15 protein-coding genes are annotated in these 14,080 nt (G+C 39.1%); 9 read left to right on the top strand and 6 right to left on the bottom strand.

Translation table 11 applies throughout. The annotated features are described in order from the left end of the window. Positions 1-27 precede the first annotated feature (27 nt). The 7 genes from CL42_RS02210 (at position 28) to CL42_RS16430 (ending at position 5,255) form a co-directional block, all read left to right on the top strand. Positions 28-459 carry an SRPBCC family protein gene (locus CL42_RS02210; RefSeq protein WP_035264561.1) on the top strand — a complete coding sequence of 144 codons (432 nt, stop codon included), beginning with the start codon at positions 28-30 and terminating at the stop codon, positions 457-459. 18 nt (positions 460-477) lie between these two features. After that, positions 478-1,158, top strand: coding sequence for a (d)CMP kinase (gene cmk / locus CL42_RS02205; RefSeq protein WP_035264559.1), 681 nt, complete (start codon positions 478-480; stop codon positions 1,156-1,158). Between the two features lie 116 nt (positions 1,159-1,274). Further along, a complete protein-coding gene (rpsA, locus tag CL42_RS02200; RefSeq protein ID WP_035264556.1) occupies positions 1,275-2,951 on the top strand; it encodes a 30S ribosomal protein S1 in 1,677 nt (558 codons plus the stop codon). A gap of 162 nt (positions 2,952-3,113) precedes the next feature. Then, on the top strand, positions 3,114-3,419 hold the full coding sequence (locus tag CL42_RS02195; protein ID WP_035264555.1) for an integration host factor subunit beta: 306 nt from the start codon (positions 3,114-3,116) through the stop codon (positions 3,417-3,419). A 20-nt stretch (positions 3,420-3,439) separates the two neighbouring features. Then, positions 3,440-3,805: a lipopolysaccharide assembly protein LapA domain-containing protein gene (locus tag CL42_RS02190; protein ID WP_035264552.1), complete on the top strand. Its 366-nt coding sequence runs from the start codon at positions 3,440-3,442 to the stop codon at positions 3,803-3,805. Positions 3,806-3,944: 139 nt separating this feature from the next. Next, positions 3,945-4,643 (top strand): orotidine-5'-phosphate decarboxylase, encoded by a 699-nt coding sequence (gene pyrF, locus CL42_RS02185; protein WP_171076736.1) that lies wholly within the window; start codon positions 3,945-3,947, stop codon positions 4,641-4,643. Positions 4,644-4,952: 309 nt separating this feature from the next. Then, positions 4,953-5,255, top strand: a complete 303-nt coding sequence (locus tag CL42_RS16430; RefSeq protein ID WP_051586506.1) for a hypothetical protein — start codon at positions 4,953-4,955, stop codon at positions 5,253-5,255. A 427-nt stretch (positions 5,256-5,682) separates the two neighbouring features. Here CL42_RS16430 and dapC read toward each other — a convergent pair whose 3' ends face one another. From dapC to CL42_RS02155, 5 genes are all read right to left on the bottom strand, one after another. Beyond that, positions 5,683-6,852 carry a succinyldiaminopimelate transaminase gene (gene dapC / locus CL42_RS02175; protein WP_035264538.1) on the bottom strand — a complete coding sequence of 390 codons (1,170 nt, stop codon included), beginning with the start codon at positions 6,850-6,852 and terminating at the stop codon, positions 5,683-5,685. 31 nt (positions 6,853-6,883) lie between these two features. Beyond that, positions 6,884-9,550, bottom strand: coding sequence for a [protein-PII] uridylyltransferase (glnD, locus tag CL42_RS02170; RefSeq protein ID WP_035264535.1), 2,667 nt, complete (start codon positions 9,548-9,550; stop codon positions 6,884-6,886). A 23-nt stretch (positions 9,551-9,573) separates the two neighbouring features. After that, positions 9,574-10,791, bottom strand: a complete 1,218-nt coding sequence (purT, locus tag CL42_RS02165) for a formate-dependent phosphoribosylglycinamide formyltransferase (RefSeq protein WP_171076735.1) — start codon at positions 10,789-10,791, stop codon at positions 9,574-9,576. Between the two features lie 184 nt (positions 10,792-10,975). After that, positions 10,976-11,317 (bottom strand): L-valine transporter subunit YgaH, encoded by a 342-nt coding sequence (ygaH, locus tag CL42_RS02160; protein WP_035264532.1) that lies wholly within the window; start codon positions 11,315-11,317, stop codon positions 10,976-10,978. Next, positions 11,314-12,042 (bottom strand): AzlC family ABC transporter permease, encoded by a 729-nt coding sequence (locus CL42_RS02155; protein WP_092766232.1) that lies wholly within the window; start codon positions 12,040-12,042, stop codon positions 11,314-11,316. The genes ygaH and CL42_RS02155 overlap by 4 nt, the downstream gene beginning before the upstream one ends. 125 nt (positions 12,043-12,167) lie before the next feature. Here CL42_RS02155 and CL42_RS02150 point away from each other — a divergent pair, with 125 nt between their 5' ends. Next, positions 12,168-12,650, top strand: coding sequence for a hypothetical protein (locus CL42_RS02150; RefSeq protein ID WP_035264529.1), 483 nt, complete (start codon positions 12,168-12,170; stop codon positions 12,648-12,650). Positions 12,651-12,716: 66 nt separating this feature from the next. Here the strand turns inward: CL42_RS02150 and CL42_RS02145 are convergent, their stop codons facing one another. After that, a complete protein-coding gene (locus CL42_RS02145; protein ID WP_035264515.1) occupies positions 12,717-13,409 on the bottom strand; it encodes a Crp/Fnr family transcriptional regulator in 693 nt (230 codons plus the stop codon). A 99-nt stretch (positions 13,410-13,508) separates the two neighbouring features. Between CL42_RS02145 and CL42_RS02140 the strand changes: the two genes are divergently transcribed. Beyond that, the gene (locus CL42_RS02140) at positions 13,509-14,063 is read left to right on the top strand and encodes a DUF962 domain-containing protein (protein ID WP_035264513.1); all 555 of its coding nucleotides are present in this window, start codon (positions 13,509-13,511) and stop codon (positions 14,061-14,063) included. Positions 14,064-14,080: the final 17 nt, after the last annotated feature.

Raw genomic sequence — 14,080 nt, 5'->3', positions numbered from 1 at the left:
AGCGGAATCAATGAAAAGGAATAAAAAATGAATTCAATCCAAGTTAAACAAGAATTTAACCAGCCTATAGATCGTGTATTTGAAGTTTTGTCAAAACATGCGACTTATAATGATGTATTTGCACCGATTCAGGTTGTACGCATTAAAGATGCAGCTGATCCGATTCGTCCTGATGGGATTGGATCAGTACGAAAAATGGGATTAGGCCCAATAAAGCCAATTCAAGAAGAAATTACTGTACTAGAGCCAAATAAGCGTATTGAATACAAAATTATCAAGAATCCATTAATCAAACATCATCTTGGAATTATTGAATTTAAAGAGCTTTCAACAGCTAAAACTTTAGTCACATACACGATCGAATTACAGGCAAGAGCACCGTTTGTGAGCAAATTAATTCTTGCACAACTCAAACTTGCTATTACACTTGGCTTTAAGAAATTAGCAAAACGCCTCTAAGGCGAAGTTGGTAAAGTAATGACAATTCAAATTATCACGATCGATGGACCAAGCGGTTCAGGTAAAGGAACTTTGGCAGCAAAATTGGCACAGCATTACCAGTTTCATTTACTAGATTCTGGCGCTTTGTATCGTTTGTTGGGATTGTCATTACATCAGCTGAATTTAATTGATTCAATTCACAATCCAGATGTGTTGGTTAAATGCGTAGAAATAGCGACTCATCTCGATATTCAATTTGTTAGTGATCATTTAAAAACAAAAATTTTACTTAACGGGCATGATGTAACGGATGAAATTCGCACTGAAAAAGTCGGTGAGTTTGCATCCAAGGTTGCAGTTGTACCTGAATTAAGACAGGCATTATTCGAAAGACAACGTGCATTTGCTCAAGCACCAGGTCTTGTTGCCGATGGCCGTGATATGGCGACTTCAATCTTCCCAGAAGCCCAAGCAAAAATATATTTGACGGCTTCTGCTGAGTCGCGTGCTGAGCGACGTGTAAAGCAGTTGCAGGCCATGGGGCAAAATGTTAAAATAAGCGACATTTTATCTAATATCCAAGCACGTGATAAGCGTGATATGGAAAGAACCGTTGCGCCGCTTAAGCCGGCTGAAGGGGCTTACATTATCGATAGTTCAGATCTGGACATTGACGCTGTATTTAACCTGATGACCGCATATATTGATGCGCAATAAGATAAATTAATGAATATTAGTGGAAGCATAGCTTGATCAGTTCTATATGGACTATGTCGATACTTAACTAAACCGGCCTTGTCTGATCCAAGACCGCTGACTTTTCTAGGTATATCATGACCGAATCTTTTGCAGCCCTCTTTGAAGCAAGCGAATTAAACCTCAACGTTGAAAAGGGTGCAGTCATCCAAGGTATCGTTGTTAGCATCGATTCTGACTGGGTAACTGTAGATACTGGCCTTAAATCTGAAGGCGTAGTAGCTCGCTCTGAATTCTTAAACGAACAACGTGAACTTGAAGTTAACGTTGGTGACACAGTTGACGTAGTTGTTGAAGCGCTTGACAACGGTATGGGTCAAACAGTTTTATCACGTGAAAAAGCTAAACGTGCTGAAACTTGGACTAAACTTGAAAAAATCTTTGAAGACGGCGAGATCGTTACTGGTGTTATCTCTGGTAAGGTTAAAGGCGGTTTCACTGTTGACATCGGTCCAGTACGTGCGTTCTTACCAGGTTCTTTGGTAGACACTCGTCCTATCCGTGACACGACTCACCTTGAAGGTAAAGAGTTAGAATTCAAAGTTATCAAACTTGACGCTAAACGTAACAACGTTGTTGTATCACGTCGTGCAGTTATGGAAGCTGAATCTTCAGCTGACCGTGAAGCTCTTCTTTCTCAACTTGAAGAAGGTCAAACAGTTACTGGTACAATCAAAAACCTTACTGACTACGGTGCTTTCGTTGACCTTGGCGGTATTGATGGTCTTCTTCACATCACAGACATGGCTTGGAAACGTATCAAGCATCCATCAGAAGTTGTTGAAGTTGGTCAAGAAGTTACTGTTAAAGTACTTAAATTTGACAAAGAGCGTAACCGTGTATCATTAGGTCTTAAACAACTTGGTGAAGATCCATGGTTAGCGATCATGAACCGTTACCCTAAAGGTTCTATCGTTAAAGCGCGTGTAACTAACTTAACTGATTACGGTTGCTTCGCTGAAATCGCTGAAGGCGTTGAAGGCTTAGTACACGTTTCAGAAATGGACCACACAAACAAAAACATCCACCCATCTAAAGTTGTTCAGATTGGTGATGAAGTTGATGTTATGGTTCTTGAAGTTGATGAAGAGCGTCGTCGTATTTCTCTTGGTATCAAACAAACTCGTGCTAACCCATGGGAAGAGTTTGCTAAGGCTCACGACAAAGGTGAAAAAGTTTCAGGTACAATCAAGTCTATCACTGACTTCGGTATCTTCATCGGTTTACCAGGCGGTATCGATGGTCTAGTTCACTTATCTGACATTTCTTGGAATGAACAAGGCGAAGAAGCGATTCGTCGTTACAAGAAAGGTGACACTGTTGAAGCGGTTATCCTTTCTGTAGACGCTGAAGGCAACCGTATCAGCCTTGGTATCAAGCAAATGAACAGCGATCCGTTCAACGATTTCTTAGCTGCTAACGAACGTGGTGCTCTTGTTAAAGGTACTGTAGTTGCAGTTGATGCTCGTGGCGCAACAATTAAGTTGGCTGACGAAGTTGAAGCTTCTCTTAAAGCTTCAGAAATCAACCGTGACCGCGTTGAAGATGCAACTAAATTCTTAGAAGTTGGTCAAGAAGTTGAAGCTAAGATCATCAATGTTGATCGCAAATCACGCGCAATCAACTTGTCTATCAAAGCGAAAGACGAAGCTGAAGAGAAAGAAGCTGTTGCTAACTTGAAAACTGCTTCTGCAGGTCAAGACAACGGTCCTAAGACAATTGGTGATTTGATCAAAGCTCAAATGAACCACTAAGTCTTTCGTGTTCAATGTATTGTTAATGTAATTTAACTAATACTTTTTACACAAATACTGTAAACGGTAGCGTAGTATTGACTTACTGCGCTACCGTTTTGTATTTAAACAGGTTATTATCTCGCTATGCACAGAGTAGCTTGATAATTAAAGAGGTCGCAGATGACTACTGAAGCACTTAATAAGTCTGACTTAATAGAACGTATTTCTATCAAAAACCCTCATTTGGCTGAGCCATTGGTCGAAGAAGCTGTTAAAATTATGATCGATCAAATGATTGAGTCATTATCAGCTGATAATCGTATTGAAATTCGTGGGTTTGGAAGTTTTGCTTTACATCATCGCGAACCGCGAGTTGGACGTAATCCTAAAACAGGTAAGTCAGTTGAAGTGGCTGCTAAAGCTGTACCTCATTTCAAACCAGGTAAAGCACTAAGAGATGCTGTAAACGAATCAGCAGGAAAATAATAAATTACTCAGGGGTGGTTATGCGTTACGTATTAGTTGCACTGTTAGTTGTAATCTTCGGATATGCATTGGCATTGGTTCTGCAAAATGGTACAGAACTGACTGTTGATCTTCTCTTCACTCAAGTACCGGCAATGAGATTAGGTTTATTGCTTTTGTTGACTTTGGCACTTGGGATCATCGTTGGATTATTACTCGGAGTTCAAGTTTTCCGTGTATTCCAAAATAGTTGGGAAATTAAGCGTCTTCGCAAAGATATTGAATATCTTCGTAAAGAACAAATCCAAAATGCTCAGTTAGCTGCTGCTGAAGCTGCTGCAAATGTACGTCATGAAAAGACAGTACTAGATGTGCATTCAGATCCGCGTAACTCAAATCCGCTGTAATTTATAAATATTTAAAAAACCTCTAAAATTTATTTTAGAGGTTTTTTTTATTGAAAATAAACTGTTGAATTTTAAGCTGAGTTTTTTAAAGTTAATTTTGCAGCTTAAGTTGAACATCTTTATAATGACGCAACTTTAGATGGACGGAAGAACAACCTTGAGTATCATTGTTGCTTTAGATGCAAAAAGCCAATACGACGCATTGAAAATGGCTGAAAATTTGGATCCTAAACTTTGTCGTGTAAAAGTCGGTAAGGAACTTTTTACACATGAAGGTCCGACTGTTGTAAAAGCATTGCATGATCAGGGTTTTGAAGTATTTTTAGATTTAAAATTTCATGATATTCCAAATACTACAGCACAAGCCGTTTGCGCTGCTGCAGATCAAGGGGTATGGATGGTTAATGTTCACGCATCTGGTGGACGAAAAATGATGGAAACTTGTGTAGAAAGATTAAAAGCAGGTAACTATCAAACACAGTTGATTGCAGTTACCGTATTAACTTCAATGGGGCGAGAAGATCTACGTGATCTAGGTTTGGATATTGAGCCTTTTGAACATGTAAAACGTCTAGCGACTTTAACTCAAGAAAGTGGCTTGGATGGTGTTGTATGTTCTGCGCAAGAAGCAAAAATGTTACGCGAAACTTTAGGTCAGAACTTTGCTCTCGTCACTCCGGGAATTCGTCCGGAAGGTTCTGCAGCGGATGATCAAAAACGTATTGTTACACCTAAGCAAGCAATGTTAGATGGTTCTACACACTTGGTTATTGGTCGTCCGATTACTAAATCAGAAAATCCAAATCAGACTTTAAGAGACATTCTGGCGACTTTGTAATTTTCCAATTACAGATATTAAGTATTTTAAAATGCCATGAATTTTCATGGCGTTTTTTTTAATTTTATGATGTATCAATAGTTGAAGTTATATTATCTCTAAAGGGAACTACTGACCATTATTGTTAGACTCAAGAAAGTTTTAAACAAGGTTTAGAAAGGAGTGAGAAGAAGCCTGGTGCTAAGAAAGCTAAAACTTAAAAACATAATAGAACTAAAGGATTGTATAAAAGGTTTAACAAATAAAGAAATTGAAAAAGCTATTAGGCATGGCGTTGCTGCTGCATAAAAGGTATGAAAGGAAAAAAATATGGAAGCTTGTAATTGGCATTGGGGAGCAATTGCTACTTTAATAGGGGCTGGAATAGCATCTACTACTGCATGGTGTATTTCAAATGAATGGAGAAATCAAAAAGTTAGTGAAGTCATTGCAAATGAAGCAAAAGAATATATTTATAATTTAAGTAAACTTGAATTAATACAGAACGAAATTGAAACTAAAAGCACTACAGCAAAAAGAAGGAAGGAACTATTAGAAGAATATATTTTATATAAAAATAAAGCATCTAAACATTCAAATTTTCTCGGAAAAGCATGTTCTAAGGATTTATAAGTAACTTAAGCTCAAATTATGGTTCTCAATGTATAAGATATATAAACTTTATTAAGGAAGAAAAGAATTATGACATGAAAGATACACCACATCCGAATGATGCATATTTACTCATTGAACACTTACTCATATATGCCTTGTATAAAAATGGTTCTATAAAAAGTAAAATAACTAGTAAATTAAAAAGTTACCATCATGCATAAAGAACTAATTTTTTAAATCCCATAGGCATACTACAACTCACACTTGAGAGTGATCCAAACATTATCATGGGCAATCCATTCTTTTTAGTTCTCTCTCCTTTTGGGAGAGAGTTAGAGAGAGGTTTGTTAGAAAATATCATTTTCCGCTCAAACTATGCCTAGAATCATCAATCAAAAAAATAAGCCCTCTAAAAAGAGGGCTTAAAATTAAAGATCATGCACGATTAGAGAATTGATTTTAAGCGTTTAACAACTTCTTTACATTGGTCTAAATCTGCTACGAGAGCAAGACGAACATGGCTTTCACCTGGGTTTCCTTGTTCAGTATCACGAGATAAATAACGACCCGGTAAGACTTTGATATGTGCTTTTTCCATCAGCATTTTGGCAAAAGTTTCATCATTATCTACCTTTAACCAATAATAGAAACCCGCATCAGGCTTTTTCAGTGGTAGCAAATCACCTAATTCTTGTTGGAATAAATCAAATTTAGCACGATATTGTTTACGGTTCTCTTCAACATGTGCTTCATCATTCCATGCAGCAATAGATGCCAATTGATGTTGTACTGGCATTGCAGCTCCGTGGTAAGTGCGGAATTTTAAATAAGGTTTTAATAGACTAGCATCACCAGCAACAAAGCCAGATCGCATACCTGGTAAATTAGAACGTTTAGATAGAGAATGGAATACGATACAGTTTTTATAGTCATCACGACCTAGTTCAGCACAAACTTCGAGTAATCCTACAGGGGCTTCATCAAACCATAGTTCTGAATAGCATTCATCAGATGCGATGACAAAATTGTATTGATCAGAGAGCGCAATTAATTTTTTGAATTGTTCTTTTGAAAGCACAGCACCTGTCGGATTTCCGGGGGTGCAGACAAAGAGCAAAGCTGTCTTCTCCCATACTTCCGCAGGGACAGCATCGAAGTCGCCAAGGTAACCATTTTCTTCAGTACAGTTGATGAAATAGGGTTGAGCGCCAGCGAGTAAAGCTGCACCTTCGTAAATTTGATAAAAGGGATTCGGCATAACTACATAAGGCGCTTCATCACGATTGATCAGCGCTTGTACGAATGAGAAAATTCCTTCACGTGTGCCAGTCACAGGTAAAATATGATCTTCTGCGCTAATAGCATTTAATTTGAAACGGCGTGTGAGCCATTGCGCAATACTTTCACGTAATTCTGGTAAGCCTTTACTGTTTGGGTATGTCGAAAGATGATTGAAGTTATCGACAATAGCTTGTTTTACGAATTCAGGTGCAGGATGTTTTGGCTCACCAATTGACAATGGAATTAACGGAAGATTTGCAGGTTTTACATCCTGAAAAAGTTTATTCAACTTTTCAAATGGATAAGGATGTAATAGGTTTAAACTAGAGTTCATGAAACAGTTACCGTCGGGTTAAATCTAAATTTTAATGATGATTACAGACCTGATTTGAAGCCTCATCTAATGCTGCTTTTAATTGTTCAGCAAAAGCCTGAGCTTCAGTTAAATTCATAGGTTCGCCATTCTTTTTGGTTACAAAGAAAATATCTTCTGCGCGCTCACCCAAGGTGGCGATTTTCGCGGAATGGATATCGAGACCTTGCATCATAAATAAGCCACCGATACGGGCAAGTAATCCAGGCTGATCGAGGGTAGAGATCTCGACCATATTTTGCTGTAGCGCCTCGTTCAACGTAATATCAATTGTGTTTTCGATATCAAAATGACGAAGTTGGCGTGGAATACGGCGTTGCATTAAACCTGGATAATTTTGTGAATCTGTTAATGCGTGCACCAATGATTCTTTTACCGTATTTTCACGTTCTGGATCTGTCACTAATGTGCCAAAACGATCAAGCACCACGTAGGTGTCTAAGCTAAAGGATTTAGTTGCTGTAATAATGCGTGCATCTTGTACATCTAGATTCATACGATCTAGAACTGCAACAGTGGTGGCAAAAAGATTAGGTTGATCTTGAGTGTAAATAAAAATCTGCACAGCATCTTGCGCTGATTTACGGTGCGCGCGCATCATCACCAATGGTGCTGAATTATCACCATGATCTAGGATTGCACGTGTATGCCATGCGACTTCATCTGCAGTTTCTTTGAGGAAGTATTCGTCACCAAGTTCTTGCCAAACTTTTTCAACAGCTTCTAAAGCATAATCATTGACAAGTAATTCACTTGCTGCAAATTTGGTATCTTCGATCAGCATTTGGTAATCGACAGGACGACCCAAACCACTACGAATAACGTCACGAGCATTGGTATATAACTGACGCATGAGCGATGCGCGCCATGTGTTCCAAAGCTTAGGATTGGTTGCGTTAATGTCAGCCACTGTAAGCGTATACAGATAGTCTAAGTGTTCCATATCACCGAGCTTCTCGGCAAAATCTTTTACAATATCTGGATCAGAAATATCTTTTTTCTGCGCAGTCATCGACATCAATAGATGATTTTGGATTAACCACGCAACAAGATTACACTCACGCTCAGTAAAACCGTGCTTGCTACAGAACTCAATGGCATCAACCGCGCCCAATTCACTATGGTCTCCACCACGACCTTTGGCGATATCATGGAACAAAGCAGCGAGGAATACGATGTCTCGGCGCACCAGACGCTGGAATACGGAACTTACGACAGGAAAATCTTTAGCAAATTCTGGCGCTTTAAAACGATTTAAATTACGTAAGAGTAGGAGTGTATGTGCATCTACAGTATAGATATGGAATAAATCGTATTGCATAAGGCCCATGATTTGCCCAAATGCAGGAATATAGTTGCCGAGTACACCATAACGTTTCATCGCAAGCAATGTTTCATATAAGTTATTCGGTGATCGGATGATCGCCATAAACAAGGCTTGATTAACTGGATTATCTCGATACGCTTGATCAATGCGTTTTGCAGCTAAAGTAAGCAATCGAAGTGTACGAGCTCGAATACCATCAATATCAGGGCGATTTGCTAGGATATAGAAAATCTCAAGGATGGCTGTAGGCTTCTCTGCAAAAATTTTATGGTGTTGAACTGCGAGTTTACCATCCACCAATTTGAAGTTTTCATTCACTTCCTCAATTTTACGCTCATAGTTGGGTAAACGAGGCGTGATGACAGACTCATTAAAATAGGCGAGTAGCATTTCATTCAGGGTTGAAACCTGCTGGGCTGCTCGATAGTAGCGTTTCATGAACTGTTCAATTGGATAATTGATATGTTCACCTTCGACTTTGTGGTAACCAAATTTTGCTGCGATATCGCGTTGGTAATCAAACAATAGTCGGTTTTCATCACGCTTAGTTAAGCGGTGTAAATGATGACGAATTTCCCAGAGAAAATTCTCAGCATCTTCGAGCACCCCAAGTTCAAACTCAGAAATGAAACCTAAATGTACAAGATCGTATATACGATTTACTCGGAAATGCCGTTTTGCAATCCAACCAATTTGGTTAATGTCTCGAATGCCGCCCGGTGCATTTTTGATATCAGGTTCTAGATTACTTTCAGTATTGTTGTGTTGAGCGTAGCGTTTGGCTTGTTCTTCCATCTTGGCATCAAAGAAAGTTTTATCCGTCCAAGTTTGTGAAACAACACGACGAGGCCATTTCGCTAAGTGTTCATTGCCAATAATTAAACGAGACTCAATGAGAGATGTTGCTACCGTTAAGTCATTCATGGCCTGTTCAAAGCACTGCTGAATGGTTCTTACACTTACACCAGGTTTAAAATTGCCAACATCCCATAGAGAGGAAATAAAAATGGTAATGGCATTTTCTTGTTCTTGTGTAAGGTCATCTTCTGAAAGGATCAGAATGTCGACATCAGAGTAGGGCATCATTTCACGACGACCATAACCTCCTACAGCAAACAAGCCCAGATCGGTTTGATCTAACTCAGCATGTTGCCAAAGGAATTTAAGTGCCTCATCAATCAGGTTAGATCGAGTGAGGATGATCTCACGTATCGCCTTACCATTTTCAAACTCATGTTGTAATTGATTTTCAACATCTGAGCGCCATTGATTAATTGCCTTGATGTCGTGATTACTCGAAACATAGTTTGCTAATGGAGACGTATTGATCATGAAATGATGGCCTACCTAATGAATTATTTGTTTTGATTTACAATTACTTTTGAAGCTGCTTCAGTCGCTAATTCGCGTGCAATGTCAGTTGTTTCAGCACGTGCAGTTGCGACCCCCATACGGCGACGTTTAAAACCTTCAGGTTTACCAAAAAGACGTAAATCGACATTAGGGTTTTGCATAGCAAGATTTACGCCAGAAAATGACAAATTCGTATCATCAACACCTGCATAGATCACAGCGCTTGCAGCAACACTGTGACGTTGCGTGTTCACTGGAAGACCTAAAATCGCACGGGCATGAAGTTCAAATTCACTTTGATATTGAGATGCAAGTGTCACTAATCCAGTGTCATGTGGACGAGGAGAAACTTCACTGAACCAAACTTGATCACCTTTAACGAATAATTCCACACCAAAAATACCGCAACCGCCGAGCGCTACTGTGACTTTATTGGCAATACGTTTTGCTTCATCAAGGGCAGCTGTGCTCATAGGTTGAGGTTGCCAGCTTTCTACATAGTCACCTGCATCTTGACGGTGTCCAATAGGATCGCAGAAGTGCGTTTCGATTTCTCCTGTTTCAGGATTTTTTGCCCGTACTGTGAGTAATGTAATTTCGAAATCAAAATCAATTTGCGATTCTACGATGACAGTGCCTTGATTGACACGACCACCTGTTTGAGCATATTCCCAAGCTGTGTCGACTTCATCAAAAGATTTTACGCGTGATTGTCCTTTACCTGATGATGACATTACAGGTTTTACAAAATTTGGATAGCCAATATCATCACATGCTGCACGGAATGATTCCAAACTATTGGCAAAACGATAAGCTGAGGTTGGTAGCCCTAGTACCTCAGCTGCGAGGCGACGAATTCCTTCACGATTCATGGTGAGATTCACGGCTTTCGCAGAGGGAATAACTACGGCGGTTTTAGCATCTTCGATTTCCACTAAGACTTCAGTGGCAATGGCTTCAATCTCGGGAACAATTAAATGAGGTTGAACTTGTTCAATCAGTTTTTTTAATTCTTTTGGATCCGCCATATTCAATGTGTAGGAGTGATGAGCAACTTGCATGGCAGGTGCATTGTCATAGCGATCTGCCGCATGTACTTCTACACCTAATCGTTGTAATGATATTACCACCTCTTTACCCAACTCACCTGAACCCAATAATAGAACTTTAAACGCCGAAGATTGAAGTGGAGTACCGAGTGTAATAAGCATTTGATTCATCCGTGCTTGATATTATGGACTTTTAGCATATCAGAACTAAAACCTCTTGAGCGCGATGAATACAAGAAAAAGCAAGAAATTATTTTGATATCGTTTAATTTTTTTATTGATAAAAATTTATAAGCCTTATCCGAGGATCAGGCTTATAAATTTAGAATCTGAATGAATATTACGCAAGAAATGTTTAAAGTGGGAAATAGGTATACACCAAACCGTATGTGAGTGCGGCTGTGAGTGTTGCAGGTACAATCTGTTTAAATTTGAAATACAAACCCGAGAGCACAATAAAACCAATTAACATGGCAACGCTCTTATTGGGTGTTTCTAAGAGCGGAGGTAAAGTCGCGACCACGAGCATTGAACTGATTGCTGCAATACCGATTGATCCAAGGGCGATTTTAAGCCAAAGAGCACCGCGTTTCTGGCGACCTTGTTGTAGTCTCTGAATCACAAAAAAAGGACCAAAGCGTGAGGCGAAATTCGCGATGCCGACCAGAATACCGACACAAATAATTTCTAGATTCATGATTGTTCACCTGTGTGCAAAGGATCATGTTGCTTCAGTACATAATGTTTAAACAGACCAGCCAAAATACCGGAGCTTATGCCAATGAATATCGCTGCAGATAAATCGATAAAGTAACAGGCAATAGCAGAAACAATAATGGTGATGGTCACGACAAAGGTATGTTTTTTCTCAAATGCAGCTAGTAAGAAGCTCAAGAAAAGTGCAGGTAATAGAAAGTCGAGCGCTGCCTGCAAAAATTGGGGAAGATGACTGACTTGATCTGCAAATAAGCCCCCGAGAAAAGATCCAAGTGCCCAAGACAACCAGCTAAACAGACTCAGACCTAGCATCCAAGATTCAGACCATTCTTGACGGCGTTGCGACAGTTTAATCATGCCTGATGCAAAGACTTCGTCGGTCAAGCCCCATGACCAAATTGCAGTTTTTTTCAGATTGAGTTTATCTTGAATTAAGTTTTGTAAAGCAGGGCCATATAACAAATGTCGAATATCAAGCGCTATTACAGTTAAGGCTGTCATCCAGATAGAAGTGCCACTGCCGAGTAAGGCAACCACCAAAAATTGACTGGCACCTGCATACATCGAACAGGATAAAAATAATGCTTCCCACGCTGTAAAACCAAATTGAGTTGCAGATACACCAAACGCGAATGAAACAGGCAAATAGGTGAAAATGATGGCTTGACTATCTTTGGCACCTTGCCAAAAACCTGCCGGTGTCATGTGTGGGGAGCTTGATTGGGTCACGATAAACCTAATTGGAGATTGGAACAAAAGGTATAAAACGAGATTGAGTATTCTACCCGAATTTACTAGCATAGTGCCGAATAGTTTATTAGAGCGATGTCATGTTTGCGATTCAATCTCCCTTTAAATTAGCTGCATTGACTACATTCCTCATCTTCACTTTGTCCGGTTGTGGTGGTCAGGCAGAAACTGCCGATGAAAAGGTTGAAATTAAAGAAGCACCGAAGTTGACCAATGATGCAACTGAATATGCAAATCATGCTTGGCAATTGATTAATCAGGTTGATCCTATTCTGTATCAAGCCAATAAAGCGCTTATACCATCACAAGTACGCGAGCCTGTGCGTCAATTGGTATTGGATTGGCGTATTAATGTCAAAATGACCGACTCAGTGACTGAAGGGAAATATGCGCTTTGTCGTAAAGCGCTAACAACCATAGATGCTTGGGCACGTGCAATCGTGGAAAATGAGGGTCAGCTCGCACAGCGTCAAGCCAATTATGAACGCGATAAAGCCCAGTGCAAAACTGCAATTGAGCAACCAGAATTAGGAAACACCAAGGCGTATACAAAATTATTTTAAGTGACCCTAGCAACCCCAATATAACGATTAATCCAGATTTTACTGAAGCTCTTCATCTTTAGTCGGTTAAGTTTGATCGGCTAAAACTTTAAGTTGATTGAGATCAATCACCTCAATTTTTTTAAATGCAATTTTAATTGCGCCAATTTTTTCTAAATGCTGTAGTTCTTGATTAATGGTCTGTCTTGAGCAGACCAACATTTGTGCCAATTGTTCTTGAGATAGGTTGATGGTGTTTTTTTCAATCTCTTTGAGATTACCGTATCCATTTAAGATAAAGATTAATCTTTGTGCTAAACGTTGAATAAGGGGTTGTGTTTGAATAGAGACCAACTCCATGAAAGCATAACGGAGTTTATGACTCACCAATTGGGCCAGATAAAACCAAAATTTTGGATATTGTTCTAAAATTAGATCAAGTCCTACACGACTTATTTTGAGGATTTTGGATTTTTTACTGGTAATCGCATGATGAGAGCGGGGTTGTTGATCAATCAACGAAATTTCACCAAACCACATAATGGGATCTGCGATAACTGTCACCGCCTCACGACCTTCTACGTCAATATGTGCTAAACGAACAGCACCATCAATCACGGCATAAATGCCATCAAATTGATCAGCTTTAGAAAATATCAGTTGCTCTTTGCCATATTCAATGAGCTGTGCATGTTCGAGCATCAGCTGTTGTAGTTCATGATCAAACTGGCTAAACCACCAATTATTTTTTAAAAGATAAACGTATTGATTTGAAAGCAAAATTATCCCTTTTATACTGTTTATTTGTCGTCTAGTCGACAACTTATTGGTTTACATTTATATATAGTGAAGGAAATAGTCAGAAAAAGGAATGATAACATGACTCGTTTAGAGAGCTTGCTTGGACAATATGCAGCTTATCACCTAGATCGTAAAAACGTATTTTCACATTTTATTGGAATTCCCTTGATTGTATTTTCGATCTTGTGTTTTGCAGCCAAAGCGCAATTTACAGTTGCAGGATATCCCATTGATCTTGCAATGTTATTGATCGTCGCATCGGTGATTTATTACTTGAGTTTGGATCTCATTTTTGGGGTAGTGATGGCAGTGCTATTTGCTTTAATTTATCAGCCAGCCACACAAGTAGCAGCTTTAGCGACATCCTCTTGGGTATTGGTAAGTGCTGGATTTTTTATTGTGGGATGGATTATTCAATTTATTGGGCACTATTATGAAAAGAAAAAACCAGCTTTTGTAGATGATCTTGTTGGACTCGCGATAGGTCCTTTATTTGTCGTAGCAGAATTTATCTTTCTTATTGGTTTACGTAAGAAACTGGAAGAGAAAGTATTGGTTCGAGCTAAACAATTACGCTATGACATGGACCATAAACACGTAAATCACTCGAGTACTTCAACTCAAAATCCATGATCTCAATCTTTTAAATA

Source organism: Acinetobacter sp. Ver3, from assembly GCF_000632455.1.
In the GTDB taxonomy this organism is placed as follows: Bacteria; Pseudomonadota; Gammaproteobacteria; order Pseudomonadales; family Moraxellaceae; genus Acinetobacter.
This window is presented reverse-complemented; position numbering and strand designations above follow the sequence as displayed.